The sequence below is a fragment of the Micromonospora sp. WMMD882 genome (assembly GCF_027497255.1).
Taxonomy (GTDB): Bacteria; Actinomycetota; Actinomycetes; order Mycobacteriales; family Micromonosporaceae; genus Micromonospora.
This window is the reverse complement of the sequence record NZ_CP114903.1, coordinates 1,382,184-1,397,930: the sequence shown is the minus strand read 5'-3', so window position 1 is coordinate 1,397,930 and position 15,747 is coordinate 1,382,184. Positions and strand designations below refer to the sequence as shown.

Genomic DNA, 15,747 nt, shown 5'->3' with positions numbered 1-15,747 from the left:
GCGCTGTCGGGCGCCCTCCGCCCCGGGCCGGGGCGATCGGCGGCCCGGCCCGGTCGTGACGATCATGGGCTGGCCCGCTGCGGTGCCACTATATCCGGCCCCCGTGACCACTCCGTGCGGCTGGTCGTTGCGCTGGGTGTGGCTCTCGCTTTTTCCGTTTCCGGTCGTCGAGGCGGTTGGGTGGCGCTGGTGGCGGGTGCCATATTCTGTAAATCGTCCTAGGATGAAAGAGTGTGGGACGCTCAGGCCGTCCAGGCCGTCCGGTCCTGCGGGGCGGCGGCCGCCTCCACCAACGCGGCCGCCTGACCGAACGCCGCCAGGGCCAGCAGCAACTCGTGCTGGGTCCGGTGCGGCATCTGGTCCAGCACCGCCTGCACCGCCCGGTGCCGCCGCTCGGTGATCTCCCGCAGCAGGTTCTCCGCCGCCGGGGTCAGGACCAGGTGCACCTCCCGCCGGTCCCGGGGATCGGCCACCCGCCGCAACAGGCCGGTCGCCTCCAACCGGTCACAGAGCCGACTGGCCGACGACGGCACCACGTCCAGCAGCTCCGCCAACCGGTTCACGTTCGTGTCCGGCCGGGCGCTGACGATCGACAGCACCCGAAGCTGCGTCGGCGGCACCGACACGCTGTGCCGGGAGCCGGCCTGCTCCAGCACGCCGACCAGAGCCCCGGCGGCCGCCTCGATCGCCGCAGCCAGATTCGGAGGTCGCTCCACCCGATGTCCCCTGCGATTGTCCCGCTCGTGGTTACCCCACACGTACGGCTACTGCTCCCACCCGCCCCGCCAGTCAAGGCACACGACCACCGCATCATCGCGCAGATCCGCGTCGGCGTGGTAGGCGTGCAGTTCGCGCATCACCGTACCAACCGCCTCGGCGGCCGGTTGCAGCCGCGTCGACCGGATCGACCGGGCCATCGCCCGCGACCCGTACGGCTCCGCGCCCGTCGGATCGGCCGCGTACACCCCGTCGCTGACCACGAAGAGCCGGTCCCCGACGTCCAGGTCGAACTCCTGCGGGTGGTAGCGGGTCTCGGGGAACATGCCCAGCGGCAACTGTTGCTCCAACGTGATCCGCTCGACCGCGCCGGCACGGGCCCGCAGCAGGTGCGGCGACCCGGCGTCGACCGCGCGCACCCGGCCCCGGCGCACGTCCACCTCCAACAGCAGCGTCGCCACGTGCCGGACGCCCCGGTGCTGGTAGAACAGCGTGTCCGAGGCCAGCTCCGCCTGCTCGACCAGGCTGCCCCCGGACCGGCGGGCGTTGCGCATCGCGTTGACCGCCACCGACGTCAGCAACGCCGCGGACAGACCGCTGCCGGTGCCGTTGAGGACCGTGACGGTCAACCGGTCGGTGTCCAGTGACCAGTCGAAGTGGTCCCCGCCCACCGAGTACGCCGGCTCGAGCTGCCCGGCCAGCCGGAACGCCGGATGGGTGAGGCTGCGTCCGGGCAGCAGGTCCCACTGCAGCTCGGCGGCCATGGTCAGCCGTTCCCGCCGGCGTGCCCGACGGTACCTGTCGGTCTCCCGGTCGGCGGCGCGCAACGCCACCGCCAGGTCACCGGCGACCTCCCCCACCCAGTCCACCGTCTCCGGGGCGGGCGGCCCCGACAACTCCACCAGCAGCACGCCCAGCCGCTCACCCCACACGGTCAGCGGCAACCACATCCGGCACCGGCCCCCGTCAGGGCTGTCGACAACCGGCTGCTGGCTGCGGAAACACCGCTGCGCGTCGTCACCGCCGGCCGACGGGTCGGACGCCGACAGGCTCGGGTCCAACACCGGCCACAGCCCGGCGATGCGGTAGTCGGCGACGAAGACGTCCGTCCGCACCGCGCCGGTCGCCGACCGGATGGCCCGGTCGGCGACCTCGACCAGCCGGTCCGGCGGGGCGTGACGCAACACGCGCGACACCGATGCGGGCGCCTGCGGCATGGATACCCTCCGAGAAACTGTTTGCCGTACGGCAAGCAAGCATACGGAGGACGCCCCGGCGCTCTCGCCGGCCCTCACCCGGCGGGCTTGACCGCCACCGCCCCGTAGAACGCGTCCGGCACCTGCTCCGGCGAACCGTCCGGACGCCACCGGGCCACCGGCACGATCCCGTCGTCGGTCGGCTGCCACCGCCCCAGCAGCGCCGCGAACTCCTTCGGGGCCCGCATCCGGAACTCGGGCCCCATCATCGCCAGCGCCTGCGGATACCCGGCCAGCTCCTCGGTGTCGAAGTCGACGGCCAGCCGGCTGCCCGGGGCCACCGCCTCGTACAGGTCGTCCAGGACGCCGGCCAGGGTGTCGTCGTCGAGGAACGCGGCCAGCCCGAGGAACACCAGCCCCACCGGGCGGCTGCCCCAACCGGGCAGGAACCGCTCCCGCAGCGCCGGGTCGATGCCGGCGACGTCGCGGGCGTCGCCGAAGCCGTAGCCCACCCGGTTCTGGCCGGCGAGCAGCCGCTGGCCGTGCCGCACGATCACCGGGTCGAGATCGGTGTAGAGCACCCGGGCCTGCGGGACGATCTCGTGGACGTTGCCGCACGTCGGCACCCCCGCCCCGAACACCAGGAAGGAATCCACCCCGGCGTCGGCGACGTGCCGCACCGCCCGCCCCAGGAACGCCCGCAGCGAGCGGAACACCGGCGCGCACGGCCCGTACGCCTGCTCGAAGGCCCGCGCGGCGGCCACGTCGACCGGGAAGTGGTCGTCCCCGCCCAACCAGAAGTCGATCATACGTGCGGTGCTCGGCCCGCTCGGCTCGTCCATGCGTGTCGTCCCTCTCCACTGTGGTGGCCGACAGCGTACCGACGCCCCGGCCGGCCGGTATCGGCCCGCCACGACCCGCACGCAGGCGATACTGGGAGTCACGGGAAGGAGACGACGAGGTGAACACGGCGGACTCGGCGGCGGTGGTCGTCGGTGTGGACGGTTCACCGGCCGCGCTGCGCGCCGTGCGGCTGGCCGCCGCCGAAGCCGGCCGCCGTCGACGGCCGTTGCGGATCGTGCACGCCTTCATCTGGCCGCTGCTGCGGGTCAGCGGGGAGCCGGCGCCCGGCGGGCCGCGCGCCGGCGGGCTGCGCCAGCAGGCCCGCCACCTCGTCGACGAGGCAGTCGCCGAAGCCGAGCGGGTCGACGCGGACCTGCGGATCACCGGCGAGATCATCGACGGCGCGGCCTCCGCCGTGCTGCTCGGCGAGTCACCGACCGCCGCCCTGGTCGTCATCGGCGACCGGGGGCTCGGCGGGTTCACCGCGCTGCTGGTCGGCTCCGTCGCCGTGCAGGTCGCCGCGCACGCCGACTGCCCGGTGCTGGTGGCCCGCGGCGTCGACCGCCCCGGCGCGCCGGTGCTCGTCGGCGTGGACGGCTCCCCGCTGTCCCGGTACGCCGTCGAGGTGGCCGCCGAGCAGGCCGCCGCGCGCGGCGTCGGCCTGGTCGCGCTGCACGCCTACCGGCATCCCGCCTCCACCGGCCCCGGCGACATGCAACCCCTCGTGCACGACGACACGGCGTTGCGCGGCGACGAGGAGCGGCTCCTGGCCGAGTCCGTCGCCGGGCTCGCCGACCGCTACCCGCAGGTGCCGGTGACCCGGCAGGTGGCGCGCGACCGGCCCGGCCCGGCCCTGGCCGGGGCGTCCCGGCAGGCCCAACTGCTGGTCGTGGGCGCTCGCGGGCACGGCGAGCTCACCGGCCTGCTGCTCGGCTCGGTCAGCCAGTCCATGCTGCACCACGCCGCCTGCCCGGTGGCCGTGGTCCGTCCCCCGCACTGAGCGCCGCTGGCCGGCCCGGCACGGCCGCCTGGCCAGGGCCGGTGGGCGGCATGGCCGCCGACACGGCGGGTACCCGGCCCTGCGGAAGGTGACCACCAGCACGGAGGGGACGACGTCATGCCGGGACCACGACCGGGCAGCAACGCCTACGACAAGCAACGCGCCCGCCTGCGTAACCAGGTGGACAACTCCGGACGCGCCGCCGACGGCGCCGCCGACGAGGTCGCCAACCGGATCCTGCAACAGGACCGGGGCCAGCGGGGCGTGCCCCGTGGCGAGCGGACCTTCGGCCCGAAGGGCGAGCGGGAACCCGGCGACCCGCGATGAGCGGGGCCCTGGTCGACGCGATGATCGCCGGCGCCGCCGGCAGCACCGCGCTGAACATGACCACCTACCTGGACATGGTGGCCCGGGCCCGACCCGCCAGCGGCACCCCGGACGCCGCCGCCGGACGGCTCGCCGACGCCGCGCACGTCGACCTCGGGCCGTCGGAGCCGGCGGCCAACCGCCGCGCCGGTCTCGGGCCGCTGCTCGGCTACGGGCTCGGCGTCGGGGCGGCGGTGGGGTTCGCGCTGCTCACCCGGGGACGCCGGCCACCGCTGCCGGTGTCGGCAACCGTGCTCGGCCTGGGCGTGATGGCCCTCTCCGACGGCGGCATGACCGCGCTGGGGGTCACCGACCCGCGCCGGTGGAGCCGCGTGGACTGGCTGTCCGACCTGGTGCCGCACCTGGTGTACGGGGTGGTGGCCGCCGCCACCTGGAACCGGCTACGGCCAGCCACCCCATGGCGGGGTTAGTCGTCGCTGTCGTCGTCGGCGACCTGCCCGGCGGCCGGCCCGTACGGGGAGCTCTGGCCGCGGGGCACCGGACGACCTTCGTCGCCCCGGGAGGCGCCGCCACGCGGACGCGCGCCCGGGCCCGGGCCCTTCGCGTCCTGTACGGCGTCGTTGCGGCCGTTACGTCGCAGCTCGGGCTGTTGCGGGTTCGTCACGGGAGTCTCCTTCCGGAACCTGCGACCCACCGTCGCGGGCCGCGTCCGCACCGCGTACCCGACCCGGTCGGGCCCATGCGGCGGGCCGCCCGTCCGACGGCTGAACCGGCCCGCCGGTGGGTATCCGGTCACCGTGAGCGACCACCGCACTCTGGCCCGGGTCCTGCTGCGCCGCCAACCCCACACCTACGCCGACGAGGCCGGCATCCGGTTAGCCGACCGGCCTGCCGCCCTCTACCAGTTGCTGGTGCTGGCCACCCTGCTCAGCACCCGGATCCGGGCGGGCGTGGCCGTGGCCGCCGCCCGGGAGCTGTTCGCCGCCGGTTGGACCACGCCGCAGCGGATGGAGGCCGCCGACTGGCAGGACCGCGTCGACGCTCTCGGTCGCGGCCACTACCGCCGCTACGACGAACGGACCGCCACGCTGCTGGGTACCGGAGCGCGGCTGTGCCTGGAGCGGTGGCACGGCGACCTGCGTCGGTTGCGCGCCGCCGGCGCCGGGGACCCGGACCGGCTGCGCCGGCTGCTCACCGCGTTCCCCGGCATCGGCCCCACCGGCGCGGACATCTTCCTGCGGGAGGTCCAGGCGGTCTGGCCGGACCTGCGGCCGTTCGCCGACCGGCGGGCCCTGGCCGGCGCCCACCGGCTCGGCCTGCCCCCCTCGGCGCGGGACCTGGCCGCGCTCGTCGCGCCGGCGGACCTCGGCCGGCTCACCTCGGCGCTGGTGCGGGTGGCGTTGGGGGCCGAGTCGGCCGCCGCGGTGACCCGGGCCGCGTCGACCCGGTAACCGGCCGCTACTTGGCCGAGGTGTCGCCCGGTTTGGTGACCTGCCACACCAGCAGCGCGGCGAGCACCGCCAGGACGATCACCCCGTTGGACACCCGGCCACCCTCGGCCGGGTCCCGGCCGGCGCCGCCGAAGTAGAGCACCGCCAGACCGGTGAGCACGGCCACGAAGACCCGCAGCCCTCGATCCTTCACCTCGCCGACGGTAGGGCCACCCGAGCGGCGAAACGGGCAAAAGCGGTGTTGTCACCCGTTCGGGGTGGTCAGTCCGGTTCCAGGTCGTCCAGCTCGATGGCGTGCGTCATCAACCACCGCGCCAACGCCGGCATCCCGAACAACCACAACGGCGCAGACTCCGTCGGACCGTTCGTCGCGAACACCGCGAACCGCAGATCAGGCGCCCGGTACGCCTCGATGCGCCACCGGTGCAGCCGGTCCCGCCAGACCGCGGACGGATCCACACCCGCACCGTAACCGGACAGCCCCCGCCCCACCCCGACCTTCGGGAAACCGGCCCTCACGTCACCACCGTCCGGACGTCACCCGGCAGCCGCCGGGTGAGCCCCCGCCGGTCCAACAGCTCCAGCAACGGCACCGCCACCCGCCGTGACGTGTCCAACGCCCCCCGCGCCGCCGCCACCGTGAACGGCTGCGGCAGCCCCGCCAACACCCGCGCCGCCTCCTGCGGGGCGTCCGGCAACAACACCACGTTCTCCGCCAGGCGCAGCAACTGCCCCGCCCGCGCCGCCGCGGCGACCTCCCGCGCCCCCAACCCCCACCGCGCCAGCTGATCCGCCTCCGGGGCCCGGAACGGCCGCCCCCGCAGGTGGGCCCGCACCCGCTGCACCGCCCGCGCCACCGGCTCCGGCAGCCCCACCGCCGACGACGCGCCCACCCGGCCACCCCGCAACCACAACGGCGGACCCACCAACGCCTCCACCAGCGCCCGGTCCGGCAGCCCCAGCCGCTGCCGCAGCACCTCCACCGGCGCGCCCACCTCCAACGGATGCTCGCCCGCGTACCGGGCCACCTCCGCCGTCAACCGCGCCGCCAGACCCGCCCAGTGCTCCGGGTCGGCCAACCAGTCCCCCGCCACCGGCGTCAGCGTCACCGGCACCCCCATCCGGGCCAGCTCCGCCGCCCGCACCAGCCTGCGCCGACGTACCTCGCCCACCGCGTCCGCCCGACCGTCCAACCCGGCCAGCACCACCGCCCGCGCCGCCGCCGCGCCCCGCCGCGCCAACCCCGGCGGCGTCACGTCCAACACCGTCACCCCACCCACCACCAGCCGCCGGCCCGGATCCCGCAGCACCGCGCGATCCCCCACCAACAGCGGCAACGCGCGGGCCAACCGCAGCCGCACGGTGTCCGCCCCCAACGGCCGCACCCGCGCCGGCACCGCCGCCGACCCCACGTGCAGCATCACCGTCGCCGGCAGCTCACCGGCCGGCGTGCCGGCCACCCGCACGTCCACCAGATCCGTCAGGCCGAACGCGTCGGGCGACACCAGCACGGCGCCCCGGCCCACCCGCTCCCGCGCCACCCCCCGCAGATTCACCGCCACCCGGGCCACCGCGTCCACCTGATCCCGCGCCACCCCCAGGGACTGCAACGCCCGCACCCGCACCGAGGCGTCCACGCCGGCCACCGCCAGCCGGTCACCGACCCGCAACCGGCCCGCCCCCAACGTGCCCGTCACCACCGTGCCGCTGCCCCGCACCGAGAACGACCGGTCCACCCACAACCGCACCGGCCCCGCCAACGCCGGCGGCGGTAACCGCGCCGCCAACCGGTCCAACGCCGCCCGCAACCGCGCCAGCCCGGCCCCGGTGACCGCGCTGACCGCCACCACCTCCACCTCGCCCAACGACGACGCGGCGAGCTCCGCCCGGGCCCGCGCCGACACCGGACCCGGATCAGCCAGATCCGCCCGCGTCACCGCCACCAACCCGAACGACACGCCCAACGCGTCCAACGCCGCCAGGTGCTCCGCCGACTGCGGCATCCACCCCTCGTCGGCCGCCACCACCACCAACGCCGCCGGCGCCGGCCCCACCCCGGCCAGCATGTTCGGCACGAACCGCTCGTGACCCGGCACGTCCACGAACGCCACCGTGCCCCCCGACGGCAACCGCGTCCAGGCGAACCCCAGATCGATGGTCATGCCCCGACGACGTTCCTCCGCCCACCGGTCCGGCTCCATCCCGGTCAGCGCCCGCACCAACGTCGACTTGCCGTGGTCCACGTGCCCCGCCGTGGCGATCACCCACACCGCGCGCCGCCCACCCGCAGGACCGCCTCCCGCAACCGGCCGTCCGCCTCCGCCGGCACACACCGCAGATCCAGCAACACCCGCCCCCGGGCCACCCGACCCAGCACCGCCGGCTCACCCAGCCGCAACGGCTGCGCGTACCGCTGCGGCAACGCCACCGCCCACGACGGCAACTCCACCCCCGGGGCGCCCCCACCACCCACCACCGACACGCACGGCGTCACCTCCGCCGCGTGGCCCGCCGCCACCAGATCCTCCCGCAGCCGCTGCGCCCGCCCCCGCAACGCCACCGGATCCGCCCGCAACGCCGACCATGTCGGCGACACCGGACCGGCCACCGTCGCCGCCAACGCCGCCAGGGTCAACTTGTCCACCCGCAACGCCCGCGCCAACGGATGCCGTCGCAGCCGGTCCACCACGTCCGCCGTACCGAACAGCAGACCCGCCTGCGGCCCACCGAGCAACTTGTCACCGCTGGCCGTCACCAACGCCGCCCCGGCCCGCAGCGCGCTGCCCGCGTCCGGCTCCGCCGGCAGCAACGGATCCGCCGCCAGCAGACCCGAACCGATGTCCACCACCACCGGCGCGCCCAACCCGGCCAGGTCCCGCACCGGCGCCGCCGAGGTGAAACCCGACACCACGAAGTTCGACGGATGCACCTTCAACACGAACCCGGTGCGCTCCCCCACCGCCGCCGCGTAGTCGGCCACCGTCGTCCGGTTGGTCGTGCCCACCTCCCGCAGCCGCGCGCCGGTGCTCTCCAGCAGCTCCGGCAACCGGAACCCGTCGCCGATCTCGACCAGCTCACCCCGGCTGACCACGATCTCACGGCCCCCGGCCAACGCCGTCGCCGCCAGCACCAACGCCGCCGCGCCGTTGTTGACCACGTGCGCCGCCTGCGCGTGCGGCACCGCCGCCGCCAACACGGCCAGCGTGTCCCGCCCCCGGCGGGCCCGCCGGCCCGTCCGCAGATCCAACTCCACGTCCGTGTGCCCGGCCGCCGCCACCAGCGCCGCCACCGCCGACGCCGACAACGCCGCCCGCCCCAGGTTGGTGTGCAGCACCACGCCGGTCGCGTTCAGCACCACCCGCGGCGTCGGCGCGGCCAACGCCGCCAGGGCCGCCTGCGCCACCGCCTCCGGGGCGACCTCGCCACGACGGGCCCGCTCCTGGGCGACGCCGACGGCCGCCTTCACCCGGGGCCGGCCGAACTCGGCCACCGCCGCGGCCACCGCCGGATCGGCCAGCACCACGTCCGTACGCGGCACCCGACGCCGAGGATCGGCCACACCACCGGACATCGACGTCATCCCCACCGAAGTTGACAGACGGAGACGGACGGGAATCGAACCCGCCTGGCCCGGATCCCGGACCACACCGGTTTTGAAGACCGGGAGGGGCACCAGCCGCCTGAACGCCTCCAGGCAGCAGTCAACCACAGCGGCCCGCCCCACGCGCGACCAGTCCGCGCCAGGAGGCCCTAGCCGCCACCGCCCGCCGCGCGTCGATCCAGCCGCTCCCGCTGCGGCACCACCGTGTAGCGCGGATCCCGCGCCGAAGCCACCCCGCCGTGGAAGATCCCGAACCGGGCGCACACCGCCGCCGCCACCAACGCGGCCCCCGACACCGCCGACACCACCCGACTGCGCCGCCCGCCCACCGCGCCCACCGCGCCCACCGCCGTCAACACCCGGGCCGCCCGCAGCAGCCGGCCCGGCCGACCCGTCGCGTACGGCTCGCTGACCAGGCCCAGACCGTGCTCCACCCGACGCGCGGCCCACAACTCCATCGCCGCGCCCGCCACCGCCAACCGCCGTACCGGCCCCGCCTCCCCCGGCGACGCCGCCAGCAACCCCACGCCCGCGCCCGAGGCCAACGCGCTACCGGCGAACAGCACCGGCAACTCCCGGTACGCCTCGTGCCACGACGGCACCGCCGTGTCGGCCAGCAGCACCCCGGTGTACGTGGCCAACGCCGGCGCGGCCACGGCGGCCACCAGACCCGCCGCGCCTCCCGCCGGCGGCAGCGCCCGGCGTCCCAGACCCCACACGCCCCGCCCCGGCAGCAACGGCGCCGCCTCGGCGACCGCCGCGACCGCCGCCGCCGGACCGAACACGCTGAGGATCCAGGTGCCCACCGACATCGGCGACGTCACCTTCGCCACCCGCAGCATGTGATGGAACCGCGCCGGCCGCCCCAGATCGTTGATCAGGAAGTACGTGCTCGCGCCCACCGCCGCCAACGACGTCAACCGGCCCGCCCGCCGCAGCGCCGGCCGGCCCGTCACCTGCCCACCCGCCGCCACCAGCGACGACCCGGCCGCCAACCCGCCCGTGAACAGGTACGCGGCGATGTCCCACCGCCACACCGGCGGCTTCAGCACCGGCCGCCCGTAGTACGACGTGAACTCCGCCGGCGGCACCGCCAACGGCTCCCCGCCACCACCGCGACGCCGACGCGGCTGCCGCCCCCGGCCGTCGGTGCCGTCGTCCCCGCTCACGACCCGCCACCCACGAACGCCGCCACCACGGCGGCCGCCATCGCCGCCGCCGCCCACCCCGCCCGCCGCCACATCCGCGGCAGATCACGGGTGGCCACCACCGGATCCGGTGGCAGCCCGTACACCTCGGGCTCGTCGAGCAGCAGGAAGAACGCCCCGTCGCCACCCACCCCGTCCGCCGGGTCGTGCCCGTACAGGCGGGCCTGCGGCACGCCCCGCTCGTGCAGCGCAGCCACCCGCTCGGCGGCCCGCTCCCGCAACTGGTCCAACGGCCCGAACTGGATCGACTCCGTCGGGCAGGCCTGCGCGCACGCCGGCGTCAGCCCCGCGCCCAGCCGGTCGTAGCACAACGTGCACTTCCACGCCCGACCGTCACCGGCCCGCTGGTCGATCACCCCGTACGGGCACGCCGAGATGCAGTAGCCGCAGCCGTTGCAGATGTCCTCCTGCACCACCACCGAGCCGAACTCGGTACGGAACAACGAGCCCGTCGGGCACACGTCCAGGCACGCGGCGTGCGTGCAGTGCTTGCACACGTCCGACATCATCAGCCAGCGGAAATCCGAGCGCTGCTCGACGCCGGTGGAGCGGCCCGGCGGCTGCGAGCCCGGCATGCCCAGCGGCTGCGGACCGCCGGTCGGCTCCCCGGCGAACGTCGCCGGACCAGGACCGGCCGGGCGCGGCTGCTCCACGAACGCCACGTGCCGCCACGAGTTGGCCGTCAGCGCGCCCGTGTTGTCGTACGACATGCCGAGCAGGTCGAACCCGGAGTCGGGCACCCCGTTCCACTCCTTGCAGGCCACCTCGCACGCCTTGCAGCCGATGCAGACGCTCGTGTCGGTGAAGAACCCCACCCGGGGCTCGGCGTCGACCCATCCCGCGTCCGGCGCCGGATCCAGCGGCCCGGAGAAACTGTTGCGGTCAGGCATCCTGGCTCCCGTCCTGTCCTGCCGGGTCGGTCGGGGGCCGCGCGGTCAGCAGCGGCCCCGTCGGCTCGTCGGACATCCCCGCCCGCCGCCGGTACTCCGCCACCAACGCCAGCAACGCCGGGCCCACCGGCCGCCGCCCCGGGCGCACGTCACAGGTGCCGATCTTGCTCTCCTGGATCAGCACGTTCGGGTCGAGGGTGATCCCGAACAGGTCGTTGGCCGAGTCGCCGGTCACCAGCCCCTCCGACCCGAAGTGGTACGGCAGCCACACCTGGTGCACGATCCGGCCCTCCACCCGCAGCGGCGTCAACCGGTCGGTCACCAGCACCCGCGCCTCGACGACCGCGCGCCCCGACACCAGGTGCGCCCAGCCCAGATGCGCCAGCCCGCACAGCTCGGCCAACTCCGGCGACACCTCCACGAACAGCTCCGGTTGCAGCTCCGCCAGCGGCCGCACGGTCCGCGACATCCCGCCGGCCGTGTGGTGCTCGGTCAACCGGGACACCGTGAACACGTACGGGAACACGTCGCCGTGCGCCTGCGGCGGCGACGGGTTCACCGAGTTCACCGGATGCCGGTACACCTTACGTGTCGGATTCGCCTGCTGCCCGTAGAGCGGGTTGCGCACCGGCGACTCCGCCGGCTCGAAATGCGTCGGCAACGGCCCGTCGAGCACCCCGCTCGGCGCGTACAGCCAGCCCTTGCCGTCGCCCTGCATGATGAACGCGTCGTCGCCGGCGATGCCCGCCACCCCAGCCGCGCCCTCCGGCGGCCGGTACGTCGGCGGCTTGGTCCGCTCGAAGTCCGGCACGTCGTAGCCGGTCCACTCGCCGGCCCCGGCGTCCCACCACACGTACTTCTTCCGCTCGCTCCACGGCCGACCGGCCGGATCCGCCGACGCCCGGTTGTACAGCGTGCGCCGGTTCGCCGGCCACGCCCAGCCCCACTCGGCCGCCACCCAGTCCTGCTCCAGCCGCGACCGACGCCGCGCCGCCTGGTTCACGCCGTCGGCGTACACGCCGGTGTAGATCCAGCATCCGATCGCCGTCGAGCCGTCCTCGGCCGCCTCGCCGAACGACGACAGCAGCCGTCCGGACGCCACGTCGTAGCCGTTGATCTCGCGCAGCACCGCCTCGGCGCTCGGCTCCGCGTGCCGGCCGTGTGTCGGGTAGTCCCAGGTCAGGTCCAGCAGCGCGCGGTCCCGTGGCCGGTCGGAGCCGGCCAGCCTCTCCCGGAGCCGGCGTCCCAGGTGGTAGAAGAACCACAGCTCCGAGCGGCAGTCGCCCGGCGGCTCGACGGCCTTCTCCCGCCACTGCAGCAACCGCTGCGTCTGGGTGAACGTGCCTTCCTTCTCCACGTGGGACGCCGCCGGCAGGAAGAACACCTCCGTGCGGCACTCCTGCGGGACGATCTCCCCGGTGGCGACCTCCGGGCCGTTCTTCCAGAACGTCGCGCTCTCGATCATGAACAGGTCGCGGACCACCAGCCAGTCCAGGTTCGCCATGCCCAGCCGCTGCGCCCGGCCGTGCGCCGACCCGACCGCCGGGTTCTGCCCCAGCAGGAAGTAACCCTTCACCTTGCCGTCGATCATGTTCAACACCTGCTGGTACGTCCCGTGGTCCCCGGTCATCCGGGGCAGGTGCCCGTAGCAGAAGTCGTTCTCCGGGGTGGCCGCGTCCCCCCAGTACGCCTTGAGCAGGCTCGTCGCGTACGCGCGGGCGTTGCCCCAGAACCCCTTCTGCCCCGGATGCGCGATGCTGTCCACCCACTGGTCGAACGTCGGGTGGTCGGCGTGGTGCGGCATCGGCAGGTAGCCCGGCAGCAGGTTGAACAGGGTCGGGATGTCCGTCGAGCCCTGGATGCTGGCGTGTCCCCGCAGGGCCAGGATCCCGCCGCCCGGGCGGCCCATGTTGCCCAGCAGCAACTGGATGATCGCCCCGGTCCGGATGTACTGCACGCCGACGCTGTGCTGCGTCCACCCCACCGAGTAGATCAGGCAGCCGGTCCGTTCCCGGCCCGAGTTGCGCGTCCACGCCCGCGCCAGGGCCAGGAACTTCTCCTGCGGGATGCCGCAGACCCGCTCGACCATCTCCGGGGTGTAGCGGGCGAAGTGCCGCCGCAGGATCTGGTAGACGCAGCGCGGATGCCGCAACGTCTCGTCCCGCTCGGTCTGCCCGGCGACCGGGGCGCCGTGCGACTCGTGCTGCAACCCGGCGGCGCTGTCCCGCTCGGCGGCGGTGCCCCCGCTGCCGGAGTCCGCCTCGTGCCCGGCGTACTGCCAGGTGTCCTGCACGTAGCTGCCGGTCTCCGGGTCGAACCCGGAGAAGAACCCGTCGCCGTCCTCGGCGTCGACGAACTGCTCGCTGACGATCGTCGCGGCGTTGGTGTAGGCCAGCACGTACTCCCGGAAGTCCAGCTCGTTGTCCAGGATGTACCGGACCACCCCGCCCAGCAACGCGATGTCGGTGCCGGCCCGGATCGGCAGGTACACGTCGGCCAGCGCGCTGGTGCGGGTGAACCGCGGGTCGACGTGGAAGACCGTGGCGCCGCGCCGTTTCGCCTCCATCACCCACTGGAAACCCACCGGGTGGGCCTCGGCCATGTTGGAGCCCTGGATGACGATGACGTCAGCGTTGGCGACGTCCTGTTGGAAGTCCGTCGCGCCGCCGCGACCGAAGCTGGCCCCCAGACCGGGGACGGTGGCGGAGTGTCAAATCCGGGCCTGGTTCTCGATCTGGAGCGCCCCCATCGCGGTGAACAGCTTCTTGATGAGGTAGTTCTCCTCGTTGTCGAGGGTCGCGCCACCGAGGCTGGAGATGCCCAGCGTCCGGTTCAGCGGGCGGCCCTCGCCGTCGACGTCCTCCCAGGTCTCGTCGCGGGCGGCGAGGATCCGGTCGGCGATCATGTCCAGCGCGGTGTCGAGCTCCAGGTCCTCCCACTCGGTGCCGTACGGCCGGCGGTAGCGGACCGTGGTCTGGCGCAGCGGGCTGGTCACCAGGGATCTGCTGGCGGAGCCCTTCGGGCAGAGCCGGCCCCGCGAGATGGGGCTGTCCGGGTCGCCCTCGATCTGGGTGACCTGCCCGCCGGTGACGAACACCCGTTGGCCGCAGCCGACCGCGCAGTACGGACACACCGAGCGGGCCACCCGGTCGGCGGTCTCGGTGCGCGCGGTCAGCTCGCGGGAGCGGGCCGACTGGGCCGCCGCTCCCCGCCCGAGCGGGTCGGCGCCGGTGAGCTGCCGGTAGACCGGCCAGCCCTCGATGAACGTCCGCAGCCCCATCGCCCGACACCTCCCTCCGGTCTTCTTCGTTGACCTTAGGCCAGCCCGGGTGACGTTGCGACCGGTGTGGCCGCAAGGCTGGTTCCGTGGTGTGCGGGTGGGCACACCGCCTAAAGCATCCTAGGATGATGGTGTGGGGCCGGGAACCGCGGCGGAGGTCCCCGACCGGCGCGGGCGGGGTTACCCTGACTGCATGCAGGGCCTCTCCCCCACCGCCGCCGGCGTGGCGTTCCTGGCCCGTCCGGGCCGTCCGGCCGTGGTGGCGCGCAGCCTCGCCGAGCTGGTCGGCCCCCGACACGGCGTGGTGGAGCTGCCGGTGCGCCTGATGTGGAGCGCCGACCGCGCCTTCGACCTCGCCGACCCGGACGACCTGCTCTGGATGTACGAGAACGTCCTGCGCGAGTCGACCCGCGGCGACGACCTGCGCCGGCTGATCGACGGGGAGACGCTGCGGCGGGTCTGGCCGCTGCTCAACCTCCCCCGGGGCGTACGGCAGGCATGGGAGAGCCGCCACCACTGCCTGCGCGCCGCGTGAGCACCACCCACCTGGGCGGGTTCTACCGTGAGGTCGCCCGGGTCGCCCTGTCCGCGGCCGGCCCGCACCGGTTCGTGCTCGGCGGCGGGGTCGCCTGGGCCGCGCACGGCCTGGTGCACCGACCCACCGAGGACGTCGACCTGTTCGCCGACGTGGAGGGCGCCGCGGCGGCAGCCGCCACCGAGGTGCGTACGGCGCTGGAGCTCGCCGGGTTCGCGGTGACCGACGCCGACCCGGACAGCGACCTGGCCGACCTGTTCGCCGGCTTCGACCAGGACCTGAAGGACTTCGTGGTGACCCGCGGCGGGCGGCAGCTCCGGCTGACCCTGGCCCGGCTGGACCGACGCCGCAGCCCGGTGGTGATGGACCTCGGGCCGGTGATGGACGTCCGCGACCTGGTGGCCAGCAAGACCGCCGCGCTGGTCAACCGGCGGGAGGTGCGCGACTACGTCGACGTGGCCGCCGCCCTGGAGCACTACTCGGTCGACGAGCTGCTGGAGCTGGCCCGGCAGCTCGACCCGGCGCTGGACCCGGCGGACGTCCGCGCCGCCGGCCACTACCTGGACCGGCTGCCCGGGCGGCGGTTCGCCCGCTACGGCCTGGACGCCGACCAGGTGCGCCGGCTGCGGGAACGTCTCGCCGGTTGGCCGCGCTGACCGCGTCGCCACCCGACCGGCCGGTACCCTTGATCGAGTACAG

General features: G+C 74.7%; 17 protein-coding genes and 1 tRNA gene. 6 read left to right on the top strand and 12 right to left on the bottom strand.

The genetic code is table 11. The annotated features are described in order from the left end of the window. Positions 1 to 242 precede the first annotated feature (242 nt). From O7606_RS05185 to O7606_RS05175, 3 genes are all read right to left on the bottom strand, one after another. Positions 243 to 716 carry a MarR family transcriptional regulator gene (locus tag O7606_RS05185; RefSeq protein ID WP_281597891.1) on the bottom strand — a complete coding sequence of 158 codons (474 nt, stop codon included), beginning with the start codon at positions 714 to 716 and terminating at the stop codon, positions 243 to 245. A 48-nt stretch (positions 717 to 764) separates the two neighbouring features. After that, a complete protein-coding gene (locus O7606_RS05180) occupies positions 765 to 1,934 on the bottom strand; it encodes a PP2C family protein-serine/threonine phosphatase (RefSeq protein WP_281597890.1) in 1,170 nt (389 codons plus the stop codon). Positions 1,935 to 2,008: 74 nt separating this feature from the next. After that, positions 2,009 to 2,755 carry an SAM-dependent methyltransferase gene (locus O7606_RS05175; protein ID WP_281597889.1) on the bottom strand — a complete coding sequence of 249 codons (747 nt, stop codon included), beginning with the start codon at positions 2,753 to 2,755 and terminating at the stop codon, positions 2,009 to 2,011. A gap of 119 nt (positions 2,756 to 2,874) precedes the next feature. On the opposite strand from O7606_RS05175, the gene O7606_RS05170 reads away from it, so the two are divergent. The 3 genes from O7606_RS05170 (at position 2,875) to O7606_RS05160 (ending at position 4,553) form a co-directional block, all read left to right on the top strand. Then, complete coding sequence (locus O7606_RS05170; RefSeq protein ID WP_281597888.1) at positions 2,875 to 3,756, top strand: universal stress protein; 882 nt, start codon at positions 2,875 to 2,877, stop codon at positions 3,754 to 3,756. Between the two features lie 117 nt (positions 3,757 to 3,873). After that, positions 3,874 to 4,083: a phosphatidylethanolamine-binding protein gene (locus O7606_RS05165; protein WP_281597887.1), complete on the top strand. Its 210-nt coding sequence runs from the start codon at positions 3,874 to 3,876 to the stop codon at positions 4,081 to 4,083. Next, positions 4,080 to 4,553 (top strand): hypothetical protein, encoded by a 474-nt coding sequence (locus O7606_RS05160; protein ID WP_281597886.1) that lies wholly within the window; start codon positions 4,080 to 4,082, stop codon positions 4,551 to 4,553. The genes O7606_RS05165 and O7606_RS05160 overlap by 4 nt, the downstream gene beginning before the upstream one ends. On the opposite strand, the gene O7606_RS05155 is transcribed toward O7606_RS05160, so the two are convergent. After that, positions 4,550 to 4,747 (bottom strand): hypothetical protein, encoded by a 198-nt coding sequence (locus tag O7606_RS05155; protein WP_281597884.1) that lies wholly within the window; start codon positions 4,745 to 4,747, stop codon positions 4,550 to 4,552. The two genes, O7606_RS05160 and O7606_RS05155, sit on opposite strands and share 4 nt — an antisense overlap. Before the next feature lie 133 nt (positions 4,748 to 4,880). On the opposite strand from O7606_RS05155, the gene O7606_RS05150 reads away from it, so the two are divergent. After that, on the top strand, positions 4,881 to 5,534 hold the full coding sequence (locus tag O7606_RS05150; protein ID WP_281597882.1) for a hypothetical protein: 654 nt from the start codon (positions 4,881 to 4,883) through the stop codon (positions 5,532 to 5,534). Positions 5,535 to 5,541: 7 nt separating this feature from the next. Here the strand turns inward: O7606_RS05150 and O7606_RS05145 are convergent, their stop codons facing one another. The 8 genes from O7606_RS05145 to fdh all read right to left on the bottom strand — a co-directional run bounded on the left by O7606_RS05145 (position 5,542) and on the right by fdh (position 14,513). Further along, on the bottom strand, positions 5,542 to 5,700 hold the full coding sequence (locus tag O7606_RS05145) for an amidophosphoribosyltransferase (protein WP_281599492.1): 159 nt from the start codon (positions 5,698 to 5,700) through the stop codon (positions 5,542 to 5,544). 95 nt (positions 5,701 to 5,795) lie between these two features. Next, positions 5,796 to 5,993: a hypothetical protein gene (locus O7606_RS05140; RefSeq protein WP_281597880.1), complete on the bottom strand. Its 198-nt coding sequence runs from the start codon at positions 5,991 to 5,993 to the stop codon at positions 5,796 to 5,798. A 56-nt stretch (positions 5,994 to 6,049) separates the two neighbouring features. Continuing rightward, positions 6,050 to 7,804, bottom strand: a complete 1,755-nt coding sequence (gene selB, locus O7606_RS05135; protein ID WP_281597879.1) for a selenocysteine-specific translation elongation factor — start codon at positions 7,802 to 7,804, stop codon at positions 6,050 to 6,052. Then, positions 7,795 to 9,105: an L-seryl-tRNA(Sec) selenium transferase gene (selA, locus tag O7606_RS05130; protein WP_281597878.1), complete on the bottom strand. Its 1,311-nt coding sequence runs from the start codon at positions 9,103 to 9,105 to the stop codon at positions 7,795 to 7,797. The genes selB and selA overlap by 10 nt, the downstream gene beginning before the upstream one ends. 28 nt (positions 9,106 to 9,133) lie before the next feature. Next, positions 9,134 to 9,226: transfer RNA gene (locus tag O7606_RS05125), tRNA-Sec, on the bottom strand. A gap of 58 nt (positions 9,227 to 9,284) precedes the next feature. After that, positions 9,285 to 10,304: an NrfD/PsrC family molybdoenzyme membrane anchor subunit gene (nrfD, locus tag O7606_RS05120; RefSeq protein WP_281597877.1), complete on the bottom strand. Its 1,020-nt coding sequence runs from the start codon at positions 10,302 to 10,304 to the stop codon at positions 9,285 to 9,287. After that, positions 10,301 to 11,233, bottom strand: a complete 933-nt coding sequence (locus O7606_RS05115) for a 4Fe-4S dicluster domain-containing protein (RefSeq protein WP_281597876.1) — start codon at positions 11,231 to 11,233, stop codon at positions 10,301 to 10,303. Before O7606_RS05115 ends, nrfD begins: the two co-directional genes overlap by 4 nt. Further along, positions 11,226 to 14,513, bottom strand: a complete 3,288-nt coding sequence (gene fdh, locus O7606_RS05110) for a formate dehydrogenase (RefSeq protein ID WP_281597874.1) — start codon at positions 14,511 to 14,513, stop codon at positions 11,226 to 11,228. The genes O7606_RS05115 and fdh overlap by 8 nt, the downstream gene beginning before the upstream one ends. 193 nt (positions 14,514 to 14,706) lie before the next feature. Here fdh and O7606_RS05105 point away from each other — a divergent pair, with 193 nt between their 5' ends. Then, positions 14,707 to 15,048, top strand: a complete 342-nt coding sequence (locus O7606_RS05105) for a hypothetical protein (RefSeq protein WP_281597873.1) — start codon at positions 14,707 to 14,709, stop codon at positions 15,046 to 15,048. Next, on the top strand, positions 15,045 to 15,704 hold the full coding sequence (locus O7606_RS05100) for a nucleotidyl transferase AbiEii/AbiGii toxin family protein (protein WP_348651135.1): 660 nt from the start codon (positions 15,045 to 15,047) through the stop codon (positions 15,702 to 15,704). The genes O7606_RS05105 and O7606_RS05100 overlap by 4 nt, the downstream gene beginning before the upstream one ends. Positions 15,705 to 15,747: the final 43 nt, after the last annotated feature.